At 42.5% G+C, this 14,980-nt stretch carries 14 protein-coding genes; 8 read left to right on the forward strand and 6 right to left on the reverse strand.

All coding sequences use genetic code 11. The features are described 5' to 3' along the window. Positions 1-54 precede the first annotated feature (54 nt). From larA to larD, 3 genes are all read right to left on the reverse strand, one after another. The gene (larA, locus tag NOM01_RS04850) at positions 55-1,329 is read right to left on the reverse strand and encodes a nickel-dependent lactate racemase (protein WP_255746867.1); all 1,275 of its coding nucleotides are present in this window, start codon (positions 1,327-1,329) and stop codon (positions 55-57) included. Between the two features lie 270 nt (positions 1,330-1,599). Next, positions 1,600-2,505 (reverse strand): LysR family transcriptional regulator, encoded by a 906-nt coding sequence (locus NOM01_RS04855; RefSeq protein ID WP_255746869.1) that lies wholly within the window; start codon positions 2,503-2,505, stop codon positions 1,600-1,602. 506 nt (positions 2,506-3,011) lie between these two features. Continuing rightward, positions 3,012-3,722 carry a D/L-lactic acid transporter LarD gene (gene larD / locus NOM01_RS04860; protein WP_255746871.1) on the reverse strand — a complete coding sequence of 237 codons (711 nt, stop codon included), beginning with the start codon at positions 3,720-3,722 and terminating at the stop codon, positions 3,012-3,014. A gap of 311 nt (positions 3,723-4,033) precedes the next feature. Between larD and NOM01_RS04865 the strand changes: the two genes are divergently transcribed. Next, the gene (locus NOM01_RS04865) at positions 4,034-4,747 is read left to right on the forward strand and encodes a helix-turn-helix domain-containing protein (RefSeq protein WP_255746873.1); all 714 of its coding nucleotides are present in this window, start codon (positions 4,034-4,036) and stop codon (positions 4,745-4,747) included. A 104-nt stretch (positions 4,748-4,851) separates the two neighbouring features. Beyond that, on the forward strand, positions 4,852-5,289 hold the full coding sequence (locus tag NOM01_RS04870) for an acyl-CoA thioesterase (protein ID WP_255746875.1): 438 nt from the start codon (positions 4,852-4,854) through the stop codon (positions 5,287-5,289). Between the two features lie 73 nt (positions 5,290-5,362). On the opposite strand, the gene cls is transcribed toward NOM01_RS04870, so the two are convergent. After that, entirely contained in the window at positions 5,363-6,811 is a 1,449-nt protein-coding gene (gene cls / locus NOM01_RS04875) for a cardiolipin synthase (RefSeq protein WP_255746877.1), read from the reverse strand. A 218-nt stretch (positions 6,812-7,029) separates the two neighbouring features. On the opposite strand from cls, the gene NOM01_RS04880 reads away from it, so the two are divergent. After that, positions 7,030-8,139: an AI-2E family transporter gene (locus NOM01_RS04880; RefSeq protein ID WP_255746879.1), complete on the forward strand. Its 1,110-nt coding sequence runs from the start codon at positions 7,030-7,032 to the stop codon at positions 8,137-8,139. Here NOM01_RS04880 and alsR read toward each other — a convergent pair whose 3' ends face one another. After that, on the reverse strand, positions 8,140-9,030 hold the full coding sequence (gene alsR, locus NOM01_RS04885; RefSeq protein WP_255747082.1) for an acetoin biosynthesis transcriptional regulator AlsR: 891 nt from the start codon (positions 9,028-9,030) through the stop codon (positions 8,140-8,142). A gap of 246 nt (positions 9,031-9,276) precedes the next feature. Between alsR and alsS the strand changes: the two genes are divergently transcribed. From alsS to NOM01_RS04900, 3 genes are all read left to right on the forward strand, one after another. Next, positions 9,277-10,968 carry an acetolactate synthase AlsS gene (gene alsS / locus NOM01_RS04890; RefSeq protein WP_255746881.1) on the forward strand — a complete coding sequence of 564 codons (1,692 nt, stop codon included), beginning with the start codon at positions 9,277-9,279 and terminating at the stop codon, positions 10,966-10,968. Positions 10,969-11,039: 71 nt separating this feature from the next. After that, positions 11,040-11,759, forward strand: coding sequence for an acetolactate decarboxylase (gene budA / locus NOM01_RS04895; RefSeq protein ID WP_255746883.1), 720 nt, complete (start codon positions 11,040-11,042; stop codon positions 11,757-11,759). Between the two features lie 210 nt (positions 11,760-11,969). Further along, on the forward strand, positions 11,970-12,248 hold the full coding sequence (locus NOM01_RS04900) for a hypothetical protein (protein ID WP_255746884.1): 279 nt from the start codon (positions 11,970-11,972) through the stop codon (positions 12,246-12,248). Positions 12,249-12,432: 184 nt separating this feature from the next. On the opposite strand, the gene NOM01_RS04905 is transcribed toward NOM01_RS04900, so the two are convergent. Further along, positions 12,433-13,017 (reverse strand): manganese efflux pump MntP, encoded by a 585-nt coding sequence (locus NOM01_RS04905; protein WP_255746885.1) that lies wholly within the window; start codon positions 13,015-13,017, stop codon positions 12,433-12,435. A gap of 217 nt (positions 13,018-13,234) precedes the next feature. Between NOM01_RS04905 and NOM01_RS04910 the strand changes: the two genes are divergently transcribed. Together NOM01_RS04910 and NOM01_RS04915 are read left to right on the forward strand one after the other, a co-directional pair. Then, on the forward strand, positions 13,235-14,005 hold the full coding sequence (locus tag NOM01_RS04910) for a class I SAM-dependent methyltransferase (protein ID WP_255747084.1): 771 nt from the start codon (positions 13,235-13,237) through the stop codon (positions 14,003-14,005). 81 nt (positions 14,006-14,086) lie between these two features. Continuing rightward, positions 14,087-14,881 (forward strand): TIGR00266 family protein, encoded by a 795-nt coding sequence (locus NOM01_RS04915; protein WP_255746887.1) that lies wholly within the window; start codon positions 14,087-14,089, stop codon positions 14,879-14,881. Positions 14,882-14,980: the final 99 nt, after the last annotated feature.

Here is a 14,980-nt window from a genome sequence, read left to right on the forward strand (position 1 = left end):
AAGTTCAGCTCCTTTAATGAATCAATGAATATCTGTTTCTGAAACATCCACCGTTTATTTCACAATAACCCCAAGACCATCTGGTATAACGGTTACTTTTGCATCTTTTCCCTTAAGAGCAAATGCTTTTTTCATTGCTTCGTCCAGAGTAAGGGCAAGTTCCATATGCATCGACGTAATCAGGTTCGGATCAACGAGATCAGATACAATAATAACATGGTGTCTGGAGAGAATTCGTGCTAAAATTTGCGAAGTCCATTGATCTGGAACGGTTTCCTGACGAGCCGTATGCGTGGCTTTTTCAAGAAATTCTGCCGGATCATCGACATCTGCGATATTGTGATAGAATCCTTCACCGCCATGTCCGTCAGCACAGCCCGCAACCATAATAATGATTCCGCCTTCGTTGTTTGTAGCTTCTGCTGCGGTCATTCCTTTGACTGCTTGGTAAATATTCTGATCGAGAGGATAGCCGCCATTTGTGACTACGGCAATATCACTTGGAATCTTTTTCACTTCGGCCATCTGTTCAACGAACTGACAGCCCGTTTTGTGTGCTTCTTCCAGATCCCCAGCGAAGCTTTTGATCACCTGTTTATTCTCATTTAGAACGACGTTAAGAATGAATTTTAGACCAGCCGTTCTTGCCGCATAGAGCATATCCTTATGAATCGGATTATGATGAAGATTGCCTGTACGCGCCTTGTCTGAATCAATGAATTCACCGCAGTGGTTGGCCATGATCGTTTTGTACGATGCAATGCCGGGAAGCACCGACTTGCGTCCGCCGGAGAATCCTGCAAAAAAATGCGATTCAATGAATCCTTCAGCAATCAGTAAATCAGCTTCGATTGCTGCTTTGTTCACGATACAAGGGCCGCCGGAAGGAAGGGTACCAATTTTAATCATTGATTCGTCATCGGTGGACACGTGCATCACGATTTGTTCTTCCGCAACAATACGTTCTCCATATTTATTGACAAGTTCTTCGTGAGTGGAAGGCCGATGAAATCCGGTTGCAACAAGTATTTTGATCTCTGCGTGCGGTTCAACTGAACGGATGCGGCGCAAAAGGATTGGCATTGTAATTTTTGATGGAACTGGTCGCGTGTGATCAGAGCTGATCACAACAATCTTTTTCTTGCCTTTCACCAAACTTTCCAATTTTGGAGAACCAATCGGATGATCAAGTGAAGCTTCAACAATTTCTGATTCTGATTGATTGCCTTGATTTTTTTCGGTATCTGATTTGAGAATGCCGGCTAAATGATTTTCATCAATTGATAAATTGAGTTGTTTTTTGTCATAAGGTAATTTTATCGTTGGCATTACGTTCATCCCTCTTTAGAGTTCGCTATGGAATGCGCATTCCGTAGTTTTGCTTGACTTAAGAGCTCATAAAGAAGCATACACAGACTTTTAGGTTTTGTATAACAAATATAAAAGATGACAGTTATAAGAAAAAATGATGACAAGCTGTGAAGGAGGGTGAAAATGAGTGTATTAGAAAAGAAAATGAGAGAGTTTTTCGATGGGGGAAACTTGCAATGATCGCTGCGAAGAATCAAAAAGTGAGGTCTTGATAATGAGACAGAATTGTCATTCCATCCGAAAGGCTTTATTGAGTTTAATAACGTAATCAATAAACAGCTTCATTACTTCATATTTGGGGTTCTCTTTTTTGTATAAGAGATAGGTTTTCAAATCAAGAATCGGGTCGATTGCATATTGCATTCCCGGCTCCTTATTTTCTTGCAGAGCTGTAAGCAAGCGTTCAGGAAGCAGAGCACCCGAATTATTCTCTTTGCAATAATTCACAATGGCATAAGGCGTGGATAACTGAACTGTTGCTTTAGGTTCGGCATGGGCATTGTCGATTAGATAGTTGTCAGTAAGGCTGCTCATCAAATAATGTGTCGGGTATTTGACAAACGGGTATTGTAAAATCGTTTTGGCAGTAATTTTTTTCCCGGAAAAAGATAGATTTGGTGCGTAATAGACAATTCGATCCAATCTGAAAAAGGCTTTATCATAGGCACCTAACTGCATATCTGGCGAGAGAAATGTAGAGGCAATATCAATGCGTCCATTTTCCAAAGAATGAATCAAATTACTTTTTTCCATACTGTAAACGGTAATGAAAATATTAGAATATTTTTGATGGAAATAGGCAGCATGCTGATTCATGAGCACGTCACCCAATGAGGTCAGAACGCCAACTTTCAGTTCAAGTGGTTTTTTGCCGGTTACCTGTTGCACGTCGTAAATGGCCGATTTTAAATTCGGAAGAATTTCATTTATTTTTCGATAAAAGAATTCTCCTTCCGGAGTGAGTTTACTGCCTCGATTAGAGCGTTCAATCAACTTAACGCCTATGATTTGTTCTAGCTTTTTCATTTGAAAGCTGAACGCTGATTGAGTCACTTTAGCCTCTTTAGCTGCTAGAGAAAAATTTTTAAATCGACCGTATATCAGAAAATCCTCAAGTTCTGTAATGCTTGGCATGTCCACCATATTTTTACACCTCTAATCTGTTTGGAATTATTGCGATACATGAATAGTTTTAAATCAACTGAACAAATTCGTTTCCAATCACTCGAATAAGTGTACGCTGAAGATAATTTGTTTGTAAAGATATTTCGGAAGAAGTGACACTCCGTAAATGTGAAATGAATCGTGATTCGAAAATCATTAAATATAAGTAGAAACTCGGCTGTTTGTTACAATTCCAGCACAATATTGTGAATTAAATAGCAAGAAAAATATACATTTTAAGTAACATTTTAATAATAAATTTTTTGGATCCTTACATGTTTCAGTACGCTACACATAGGTTAGTATCTATTTTTCATTGGTAAAACGAGCGCAAGATGAGTTATAAATTTAGAAATTAGTGGAACAAACATTATAAATTTACACCGATTATATTGAAATGATCTTGATAAATAAAAAAACTGGAAGAGCACAATATAGGACTCTTCCAGTCTTACGTTTTTTAATTGATTTAAAATTTACAGTCCGAGGAATCCGCGAGCGAATAATGCGGCACAAGCTGCACCGAGGAATGGTGCGATACCTGGGACAATAATACCGTATTGCCAATCGTTGTTTGCTTTTCCACCTGGAATCGGCAAAATGGCATGGGCAATACGTGGGCCCATGTCTCGAGCGAGGTTCATGGCGAATCCGGTAGGACCGCCCATGCCCATGCCGATGGCCCATACAAGAAGACCAACGCCGATCGGCACGATGCCCGGAGTTTTAATCGAAGCAATTGCTAAGATTGCGGTAATAAAGATAAACGTATCAATAAATTCGACAAAGAAGTTGCGCGGTAAATTGCGCACATTTGGGTTTGTTGAAAAGATGTTGCGAATCTTTACACGGTCGAGTTCTTTGGATGCATTGAATTGATCGTAATAAGCGATAAAAACAACGATGGAACCGAAAATACCGCCGAGCACTTCTGCGATACTTAATGGGATAACGTTTGCCCATGGAATATTGCCTAATATTGCCTGTGCGACAACCATCGCAGGATTGATGCTGACATCTCCGAAGATAAATAATGAGATGGTGATACCGAAACCCCAAGTTGTAATGGCGAAAATGTGACCGGAGTTCTGATATTTCGATGTCTTCAGCACCTCACAGCAGTGTACACCGACACCAAAAATAATCATTAACGCCGTTCCCAAAAATTCCGCGATTAACTGATGCATTGATTCATTTTCCCCCTGCAATTTGTTTTAACAGGAAGAGTATAAAAGGAATGCAAGTCTATTTCTTTTCCATTTCTCGGATTAATTTTTGCCGTTTTTCATTGCATACGTTTACAAAATGCAAATTTGTTGACTTCTAGAATTTGGGTTGACATTTATCAAGAAAATAGCTTGCTCTTAACGCGTTAACTTACATTATCTGATATACTACCAAATGACAGGTTTTTTAAATGAATCAATTGATATAAAGGTATGAAAGACGGCCATTCGTCAACCGGAACAGACAAAACGATGACAGGAGGTTCAGCTCATTGGAAGACATCTATTTTTACTTTATGTCATTCAGCCAAGAACAACACTACTGCAGCACTACACATTGTAAAATTGTGATTCCAATTTATGGATATACGGCTATCGTAACTCAATCCGGCGAAAGAAGAATTAATAGTTCTCAATTTTGTTTGCTGCCTGTCGGTTTTTCTTATTCTCTCTGTTCAGCTGAGTCAAATGAAAGTCTTGTGATTGAAATTCCCGGACGTTACATCCGTGAAAATTTGCGCAATCAATTAGATGAACAAAATGAATTAATTTGGGATTTGAGCATCATCTGGCAATCAATTAAGGATTTGCTCATTCACGAAGTAATGCAGGAAAATCATGATGAGGCTGTTTTATTGCTCAATTACTGGTTTCATAAAATAGCGGAAAAGCCTGCAAGTGTATCCATAAGGTTCATTCATCAGCATTATTCAGAAAAGATTGACGTGAAGTCGCTTGCGGAGATGGAGCATTATACACCATCTTATTATTGCGATTGGTTTAAGCGCAAAATGAAGATGACTCCACTTGAATATATCCATTTTCTTCGTATTCATCGTGCGAAGGAACTGCTTGGCAATTCAAAATTGAGTGTACTGACGATCTCCTATCAATTAGGCTATGAATACAATGCTTCGTTTACTAAAATGTTTAAAAAATATGAACGGTGCTCTCCTTCGGAGTATCGTGCGGAGAAGCTTTCTTAAGGCCAAATCGAGATTTGGAAAGACGGATCGGACGCTCAGGCAAGCTCAGTTGTGGTACACTAGTTCCCAGAGAATGATTAATCGGAAATCATGGGGGCTTATGAATGATTACTACAAAACTTCCGGTACGTTTTGTCGACTGCGACGCTATGGGTCATGTTAACAATGCAGTCTACTATACTTACTTTGAAGAGGGGAAACGTGAAATCTTCCGCTGGTTTACGCCGAGCATGGATTTGAGTGACTGGCGCGTGATTGTTGCTTCGACACACTGTGATTACATTCAAGAAATCAACTATGACGAAGAAATAACCGTTTACACATGGATCAGCACGATTTCCCGATCTAGTTTTGATGTGGAACATGCAATTGCGGGACCAAGCGGTAATTGGCACGCACGAGGCCGCGTAACGCTCATCGGTTATGATTATAAAACCAAGCAAGTTGTCCCGCTGACCGAGGCGATCAAGGGAATTCTGAAGCAGCATCAAGATGCTCCTGAAGGTGTTCCTGCGTTAAGACAGATTCGTATTAACGAATAGACGAAAGAATAAATGAAATGCAATAAAATAAAAAGAGCCGAGCGATGGATTTTCCGCTCGGCTCTTTCATTGATTACAAAACAGGGGACAGCAGGCGTGAAATACTTTCTTTGAACTTGATAATAAAGGAACGATTGCGGTAATCGGACATAGTCAGTTCTTTTGACAATCGGATATCCTGCTTAAAGATCTGAGACAGCTCTTTAGCAGTTTCTTGATGGTAGATAAATGCATTGACTTCAAAATTTAGACTGAAACTACGAAAATCAAGATTCGATGTACCAACGGTTGCAATGCGATCGTCAACGATGATCGTTTTCGCATGCAAAAATCCGTTCTGATAAAGATAGACACGTGCTCCCGCTTCAAGCAGCAGTCCGACATTGGAATAGGTGGCCCAATAAACAAATGGATGATCCGGTTTGTTTGGAATCATGATACGAACATCGACATGTGAGAGTGATGCAATGAATATAGCGTTCATCAGACTTTCGTCCGGGATTAAATAGGGTGTTTGGATATAAACCGTTTCTTTTGCCGACAGGATCATTTTTATAAATGCATTTTTAATTTGTTCCCATTTCTGATCAGGACCGCTTGAGACGACTTGAATGCCAACTTCCCCATACTGCGTCTGATCATTCATTGAATAATAGGATTGAAAGGGTACTTGTTCTCCTGACGCCTGGTTCCAGTCGAGAAAGAATCGCGATTGGATGCTGTTCACGGCTTCACCGACAATACGCAAATGCGTGTCACGCCAAAAGCCGAATTTTTTGCTGAGACCAAGATATTCATCGCCAACATTGAATCCGCCGATATAACCGATTGAACTGTCAATAATAACAAGTTTACGATGATTGCGATAATTAATACGTAAATTTAAAAGCGGCAGACGACCGGGAAAAAATGTGTAAAACTTGCCGCCAGCATGAATCAGGCGACGGACAAGCTTCTTGGGCAGTCGTCTTGAACCTTCATCATCGACAAGCAGGCGGACAATCACACCTTGTTCAGCCTTTTGGATGAGTGTATCGATTAATTCATTTCCTAAAAAATCGCCACGAAAAATATAGTACTCAATATGAATGTGATGTGTTGCAGAACGGATATCCTGCAGGAGACTTTGAAACTTGGATTCTCCGCTTGTGAAAATAGACAGCTTATTATTCAAGGTAAGCGGTGCCTCATCATTATTGAGATTCATATAAATAAGACCGTGATAATCACGAAGAATCGGTTCCGAGAAGGGGGGCTCATGATTGACAATCTTGAGCATTTGTCGGCCAACCGTTTCTTTTGTTCGTTGATGAACCGTATGATCCCACTTAAAGATCTTGCGCCTGCTCAAATTTTGTCCGAAGATAATATATAAAATGAATCCGACGATTGGGAGAAAGTTGAGAATCATCAACCACGCCCAAGTAGAGCTGATGCTTTTGCGTTCAAGAAAGACGACGGTCGCACCGAGCAGAATATTGGTTCCAAGTAAAATCGTCAGTAAGATTGAAGTGATGCTCATTATGCCACATCCTTTTTCCTGCCGAGTACATGATAGTTGATTATACCCCTAAACAATCCAATCATGCTAGAGTTTGGCCGTTGCAGTGTTTTGAAAATCAGTATCAAAAGTTGTCCTCGCATGATTTTCATTGCTTCGTCTCTTATTATCAAGCTATAATTAGAATAATAACTTGTGGAAGATAGGTCCTTCACGGACTTGTGAAAAGGTGTGAAACTGTGCTAAAAAAACATTCGAACTTGATTTTCTGGACGATCGAACTCTTGGGAATAGCTCTGCTTATTTTCATACTGACAAAAATATCGTTTATTTTTGTTCCGGTTGTCACTCTGATCACAACGCTGTTTTTCCCAATTATTGTGGCCGGATTCCTTTTCTTTTTGATTAGTCCCTTCGTGGAGATCTTCCAGCGAATGAAGATTCCAAGAACGCTCAGCATTTTAATTATTTACATTATATTGACCGGCTTGATCGCTTTACTTGTGGTGATTGTCGGTCCGCCGCTGACGTCGCAGGTCAAATCGTTATTTAGTCAGCTTCCGGATTATATGACAAGCTGGAGAAAAAGCATCGAACACTTGGCTGATTCTCAAGGATTTAAATGGCTGATCCACCAAGATTATTATTCTATTGATAAAATTCAGAGCAGCCTTGAGAAGATGCTTAAAGCGTTTACGGACAATGCAGGTTCAGGGCTGTCAACGTTTTTTAATGTATTAGTTAATGTGACGCTGACCGTGGTAACGGTGCCGTTTATTCTCTTCTACATGCTTAAGGATGGTAACCGTCTGCCTAGTGCGGTCACTCGTTTTTTTCCGCACAAATATCACGAAGAGGTTAATCGCATTCTCAGTGATCTGAATGATACATTATCTTCGTATATTCATGGATTGATTATTGTCGCGTCATTTGTCGGCATTACATCAAGTATCGGGTTTGCCGTGATCGGATTGCCGTACAGCCTGCTTCTCGGATTGATTGTGGGCGTAACCAACATCATTCCGTATCTTGGACCGATCTTAGGTGCAACTCCGGCACTGGTCATCGCATTGATGGATTCGCCAGCGAAAGCGCTGCTCGTTCTCGCTGTCATCGTCATTGTTCAGCAGCTTGACGGCCATCTGATTTCACCGCTTGTTATGGGCAAACGACTGAACACTCATCCGCTGACAATCATCGTACTGTTGCTTGTCTCCGGCAAATGGATCGGCCCGATCGGTATGATTCTTGCCGTGCCGACTTATGCAATGATCAAGACATTTATTGCGCACATGATTCGTCTGGTGCGATTGCGCCGCAAAAGCAAGGATGACAGTTTGATAAAATGATTATGATTCTTCAATACGGATCCGCCTGGTCAGTGAGACAAACTGCTTCAGGGCCGGATTCGTATTTTTTTTCAAATAGGCAAGTGAGAGCACGGCCTTAAGCGGATAATCATCGATTTTACGATACACGACCTCCAAATTGAACAGCTTTTCTGCAGAAGCCGGTACGACACCAATTCCAATTCCGGCGGAGACGAGACCGACGACCATCTGATATTCCGTTGCTTCTTGAACAATTTTCGGTGTGAAATCGACATGTTGAAATAGAGATAGAAATTCATCGTACAGACCGGGCCAAATGTCACGTGAAACTAAGATAAATGGAACATCTTTCAGATCCTCAATCCGAATTCGTTCTTTTTTCGCCAGTGGATGATTCTTCGGAAGTGAGAGTGCGGCAAATCCACGCTTGATCGGAATGGTATCAATCAAAGAACTGCTCACCGGAGGGTGCAGTAACCCGACATCAATTCGATCACCGATTAGTGCGTTCACTTGATCCGGTGTGGAAAATTCGTGAAGACGTATCGAGACATGTGGGAAAATACTCCTGTATTCTCTGATGATCTGCGGAAGTATGTCATAGGTTGCCGATCCGACGAATCCAATCACTAAGCGTCCGAATTCGCCGCGATGCGCACGCTGAGCCGTATCTACGGCTTGATTCACCTGTGCAACAACTTCACGTGCTTCAGGTAGGAAGAGTTCTCCTGCGGTTGTCAGTTCAACATGGCGCTTATTTCGTTTAAAAAGAGCGACACCGATCTCTTCTTCGAATTGCTGAATCTGTTTACTTAATGGAGGCTGTGTCATTTGCAGCCGTGCGGCGGCTCGTCCAAAATGAAGTTCTTCTGCAACCGTGATGAAATAAATAAAATGGCGAAGTTCCATAATGTTCATAACACTCCTCGACGTACAGTTTTCAATAATAATGATCTAAAAATGATCTTTTGATTAATATACACTATGTATTACATGACGTTCAATAATATATTTCACATTGGTTAATAGACGCGGTAAAATGATATTAGTCACAGAAAACATGAAAAAAAGCGCGGACTATTTGCTGTTGCACCATTCAAAAAAAGTGCCAGCAGATAGAAGAACACTCACACATAACTAGGGAGGAAAAAAATCGTGAGCGATTTAAAAAAGGAAAAAGAAGAACAGAAACTGGCGACCGGTGCTGAGCTTGTCGTTGACTGTCTGATCAAACAAGGCGTGAAATACGTATTCGGGATACCGGGAGCAAAAATTGATGCGGTGTATGATGTTCTAAAGGATCGCGGACCGGAATTGATTGTATGTCGTCATGAACAGAATGCTGCATTTATGGCTGCGGCGATCGGACGAATCACCTGCAAACCTGGCGTTTGTCTGGTCACCTCCGGACCAGGTGCATCTAACCTTGCGACCGGCATTGTTACAGCCAATGTCGAAAACGATCCCATTGTCGCATTGGTTGGTGCGGTTCCGAGAGCAGATCGACTGAAACGTACCCATCAATCGATGGACAACGCCGCTCTGTTTCAACCAATTTCCAAATACAGCGCTGAAGTTGTTGATCCAAAGAACGTACCGGAAGTCGTCACCAATGCTTTTCGTGCTGCTGAATCAACATCGGCAGGTGCCAGTGTTGTCAGTTTTCCACAGGATGTTCTCGTTTCAAAAACAACTGTGAATGCACTGGGACCGCTCGAAAGCCCAAAACTGGGAACTGCTTCTGAAGAAGCGATCGACAAGGCAGTAGAAGCAATCAAGAATGCGAAGATGCCGGTTATACTTGCGGGTATGCGTGCGAATCGTTTTTCAGTAGTTTCTGCTGTACGCTCATTGCTTGGGAAAATTGCCTTTCCTGTTGTGGAAACGTTCCAAGCGGCCGGTCTGATTCCACGCGACATGGAGGAACACTTCTTCGGACGTATCGGTTTGTTCCGCAACCAGCCCGGCGACTTGGTGCTTGAAAAGGCGGATGTTGTGGTAACGATCGGTTACGATTCTGTTGAATACGATCCGAAATTCTGGAACAACGTCGGTGCACGTACAATCATTCATTTGGATGAAGTGCGCGCGGATATTGATCATTACTACCAGCCTTCGATTGAACTCGTAGGAGATATTCCATCGACCGTTCAGCGAATTAAGGATAAATTGACAAACCTAAATATGACACAAGAAAGTATTTCTTATCTAGAAGGCATGCGGCACAAGCTCGATGCACGCGATGAACCGCCAAAGAAAGCAAATGGTAATCTTGTACATCCATTGAGCCTGATTCATACACTGCGTCATTTGATCAGCGATGATACCACGGTTACTTGCGATGTGGGTTCGCACTATATTTGGATGGCACGTCACTTCCGTTCCTATGAGCCAAAGACCCTGTTGTTCAGCAATGGCATGCAGACGCTCGGTGTTGCACTTCCATGGGCAATGGCCGCATCCTTGGTCAATAATCACGCAAAGACGATTTCTATGTCTGGAGATGGAGGTTTCCTTTTCTCGGCAATGGAATTGGAAACAGCAGTGCGCTTGAAGCTGCCGATTGTTCATATCGTGTGGCGCGATGGTACGTATGACATGGTTGCCTTTCAGCAAAAAATGAAATATGATCGGACATCCGGTATAGATTTCGGGAAAATTGACATTGTCAAATATGCTGAGGCGTTTGGTGCGAAGGGACTGCGAGTGAATAAACCTGAAGAACTCGAAAGCGTTCTGAAAGAAGGCCTCGCCTACAACGAAGGACCGGTGATCATTGATGTGCCGGTTGATTACAGTGATAATATCGCTCTTGGCAAGAGTCTGATTCCAAACCAATTAAACTAATCAATACAGTAATGCATACTTTTAAAATGGCGCAGTGAACTTATTTATTCAGGAAAGAAGGTTTTTCCACTATGGCAAGTGAAAAAAATAGCGGTCAGTTGTTTCAGCTTTCAACGATGTCGTCATTGCTTGACGGTGTCTTTGAAGGGGCAATGAACTACGATGAATTCAAGAATTATGGAGATTTCGGTATTGGCACGTTCGAACATCTGGATGGAGAAATGATTGCTTTTGATGATGCATTCTATCGTTTGCGTGGTGACGGTACGGCTACACCGCTCAAAAGCGAAGACAGGACTCCATTTTGCTCGCTGACTTATTTCCAGCCGACGATCAAAAAAGAATTTGATCAGCCGCTCGACAAGGCAGCTTTTGAAAATGAACTGAAGAAAATAATGAAAAGTGAGAACTTATTTTACGCCTTTCGAATTGACGGGGTGTTTAAAGAAGTAAGCACACGAACCGTTGCTTATCAAGAAAAGCCGATCCCGATGACTGAGGCAGTTAAAACACAGCCGATCTTCCACTTTAAGAATGTAAAAGGAACGATCGTAGGCTTCTGGTCGCCGGCATTTACACAAGGCATTGCGGTTTCCGGTTTCCATCTTCACTTTATTGATGAAGAGCGCAAGGGAGGCGGCCATGTCTTTGATTATACGTTGGATCATGGAACGGTTCTTGTTGATAAAAAATCGCACATGAGCCTGTACACTCCTGAAACGGCAGGTTTTCTGAACGCAAATCTATCCCGTAAAGACCTTGAAAAAGAGATCAAGGTTACTGAAGGCTGATTAATATAAAAAATAAGAGAAAAAATCTGAAGGAGCCATCCCTTTGGATTTTTTTTCGTTTCTCCGCATTATTTTTTCTTTTAATCAGCGGTACTGCGCATCATTCATGAGCAGTTTCACATAGAGCAATGCTCCAATGAATTTCAAAACAGGCTTCTGCATAAAAATGAGTAGGTAGCGTTTCAGAAACAATGAAAGCAGGTGAAACTGATGGTTCAAATGATCATTATCCAAGCATTTGCAGCATTTGGTGCGATCATGCTGCTGCTGGTATTCGTGAAGCTTTTCTTTCATGCCCATGATGTGATGCTGTTCCCGGCTGCTTTTGCATTCGGATTGTTTTATACCGCCTTTATTGAAAGACGAACAGAACTCCTTGAAGGCGCGATTATAGGGGCCGTATATGCACTTGCTGCGTATGGTTTATACATGCTTGTAAAGAAACTGTCTAAACTGTACCGTCACTCTAAGGATGGACCGTTCCATTAAGAAATTGATGAGAAACACGTTATAAATCATCTTTTGCTGTCAATTTGTTCATCAAAGGACTCGTCCAAGATCAGAATGCCCGCTAGTCCGAACCATGGATTAAATCGAATGGTCGCGGACAGATATTCCATGTGCAGGCGTTAAGACCACCAAGACAGGAGACAATCATTTGCTTAAGAGAGGGTTACATTGATGTGAAAATTGTATAGATGCCGATACAGATCAGCAGAATTGAAGCCGCATATTCGGATAATGTGCCCATTCGCGAACGAAGTTTCTTTAATCCTAATCGCTGCCCTGCATCTATTGAGAAGAACGAAAGAATGCCGACGGTCAGTGCCACACCGACCGGATTTAATCCGCCAATGCCTGCACCGAATGCAGTACCCATTGCGTTGAACGAGAGTGCGAAGCTCAGCCAGAACGTTTCATTAAAGGAAATCAGGTTATTCTGGTCGCGGTCAATTTGGTCTGCCTGAGGAATTGTCTTTGAAGGCGTCATTCGGTGTGTACAAGCGCTGACAAGCGACCATAGACCGATACCAAGTATGATTGCACCGCTCATCAGATTTGCAAGAAACTCTGGAATTGTGAAGCCGAGAAGCGAACCGGCAATGATTGTAATAAGTGAGGTTGCCAAAGCAACGACAGCCATAAACAAATTGGCGATCCACGTAATTTTCTTCCCCTTGATTCCAAAGGACATGCCCACCGCAAAATTATCGATGCTAGCCGCAATGCCGATTAGGAGTATCATGAACCAATGCATCTTCTCATCCCCTTACCTATCAAAAAATTGAGACCGGCAATTCAATTGTTGTGCTTTAAAAATACTCGGTCGGAAGGTATAGTATGTTAAAATAGAAAAGGTGTTCATTGCTAAAAGACGAATACCCTATCTTTTTAACCGAACTATCATCAGTTTTCGTGTGATAACGGAATGTAAGAAACGAATAGGATGAGAAACAGGTGATCAAGTGAAACAGATGATACAAACTCATGGACTTTATGACGGCGCTGCTTACTATTATCTGAAGTACCGCGGTCAGTATAGCGATCGACTGATTCAGACCTTGGCTTTGAAGTGCGGACTTGATGGAAAGGGACGGCTGCTCGATTTGGGCTGTGGAACGGGTAAACTGACTTTTCCGATGGCTAACTATTTTGATGAAACGATTGGCATTGATGTCAGTACGGATATGCTCCAATCTGCCCGCAGTCAATGTGAATTACTCGATATTCATACGATGAAATGGTTAAAGATGGCTTCTGAACAAATGAATCCGGAACTCGGTTCCTTTCGGATGATTACAGCCGGGGATGCATTTCATTGGATGGATCGCGAGCTTGTACTGAAGCTCAGTTATGATCGACTTGAACCGGGCGGTGCACTTGCGCTTGTCGGACAGGGGCATATGCTCGGCGATCGCTCTCTTGATTGGCAGAAGGCTGTTCAGCGCATTGTCGATAAATGGTTTCCTAACAGCAAACGTTTGAAACATAGTGTTCGACATGAGCAGCTCGTGGCTCAATCTTCGTTTCATTCCCTGCTTACAGGACAGATACACTCTGAACGTGAGCGTGATATTCCATCAATTATCGGCTACCTTTATTCCACATCCACCTGCCGCAAAACAACGCTTGGCAAAGATGCAGCAAATTTTGAAAAAGAATTGTATGATGAACTCAAATCAATCGACTCGTCCGGGACTTTTAAAGAACCCGTTACGGATTACTATATCATTGCGTTTAAATAAAACAGGCAGGCTATTTTTGTAGTGAAATAGAAAATGTATTTTTAATAGTCAATTGCAGCCATGAACGGGAGGAACGAACACGTGAACAACCATGATATTGACTACAAAATCGAAGGTCAGGAAATGCAATACGTGGAAATTGAATTAGATCCTCGCGAAACGGTGATTGCTGAAGCGGGAAGTTTTATGATGATGGAAGACGGCATCGGTATGGAGACGATTTTCGGCGATGGAAGCGGTCAAAACGGCGGTGTGATGGGGAAACTGTTCGGCGCGGGGAAACGTCTGCTGACCGGCGAAAGTCTGTTCATGACCGCATTTACCAATGAAGGAGCAGGAAAGAGGCATGTATCCTTTGCTTCGCCTTATCCAGGGAAGATCATTCCTCTTGATCTGAGTCTGTATGGCGGGCAGATGATTTGTCAGAAGGATTCCTTCCTGTGTGCTGCAAAAGGGGTTTCAGTTGGTATCGCTTTTCAAAAGAAGTTAGGAGCCGGATTTTTCGGCGGCGAAGGCTTTATCATGCAGAAGCTTGAAGGCGACGGACTTGCGTTTGTCCATGCAGGCGGAATGATTAAAGAGCTTGAGCTTGCTCCGGGTGAAACCCTGAAGGTCGATACGGGTTGCCTCGTGGCCATGACGAGCAGTGTTGATTATGACATTGAGTTTGTCAGAGGTGTGAAAACCGCTTTGTTCGGCGGCGAAGGTCTCTTTTTTGCGACTTTGCGGGGCCCTGGAAAGGTGCTCGTACAATCGCTTCCGTTCAGCAGACTTGCAAGTCGCGTATTCAGTGCGATGCCAGGCAATCCTGCCGGCCGCAGCAAAGATGAAGGCAGCATCACCGGAGGGCTTTTTAACTTGTTCAATGGCGACTAAATGCAAATGAGTTTTTTGGACAGCGCTGGCGCTCAAGTGGGCGACAGCGCTGTTTTGATTCATCTGTGGGCATTTTTCTAGGTTTTCGGCAAGAAATTC

Origin of the sequence: Sporolactobacillus sp. STSJ-5 (assembly GCF_024385605.1) — a bacterium.
In the GTDB taxonomy this organism is placed as follows: Bacteria; Bacillota; Bacilli; order Bacillales; family Sporolactobacillaceae; genus Sporolactobacillus.

Bases quoted from the DNA above. Each gene is read 5' to 3' on its own strand.
- larD (WP_255746871.1), bottom strand. From the start codon at position 3,722: ATGCATCAGTTAATCGCGGAATTTTTGGGAACGGCGTTAATGATTATT.
- NOM01_RS04900 (WP_255746884.1), top strand. From the start codon at position 11,970: ATGGTTCAAATGATCATTATCCAAGCATTTGCAGCATTTGGTGCGATC.
- budA (WP_255746883.1), top strand. From the start codon at position 11,040: ATGGCAAGTGAAAAAAATAGCGGTCAGTTGTTTCAGCTTTCAACGATG.
- NOM01_RS04855 (WP_255746869.1), bottom strand. From the start codon at position 2,505: ATGCCAAGCATTACAGAACTTGAGGATTTTCTGATATACGGTCGATTT.
- NOM01_RS04870 (WP_255746875.1), top strand. From the start codon at position 4,852: ATGATTACTACAAAACTTCCGGTACGTTTTGTCGACTGCGACGCTATG.
- cls (WP_255746877.1), bottom strand. From the start codon at position 6,811: ATGAGCATCACTTCAATCTTACTGACGATTTTACTTGGAACCAATATT.
- NOM01_RS04910 (WP_255747084.1), top strand. From the start codon at position 13,235: ATGATACAAACTCATGGACTTTATGACGGCGCTGCTTACTATTATCTG.
- larA (WP_255746867.1), bottom strand. From the start codon at position 1,329: ATGCCAACGATAAAATTACCTTATGACAAAAAACAACTCAATTTATCA.
- alsR (WP_255747082.1), bottom strand. From the start codon at position 9,030: ATGGAACTTCGCCATTTTATTTATTTCATCACGGTTGCAGAAGAACTT.
- NOM01_RS04905 (WP_255746885.1), bottom strand. From the start codon at position 13,017: ATGCATTGGTTCATGATACTCCTAATCGGCATTGCGGCTAGCATCGAT.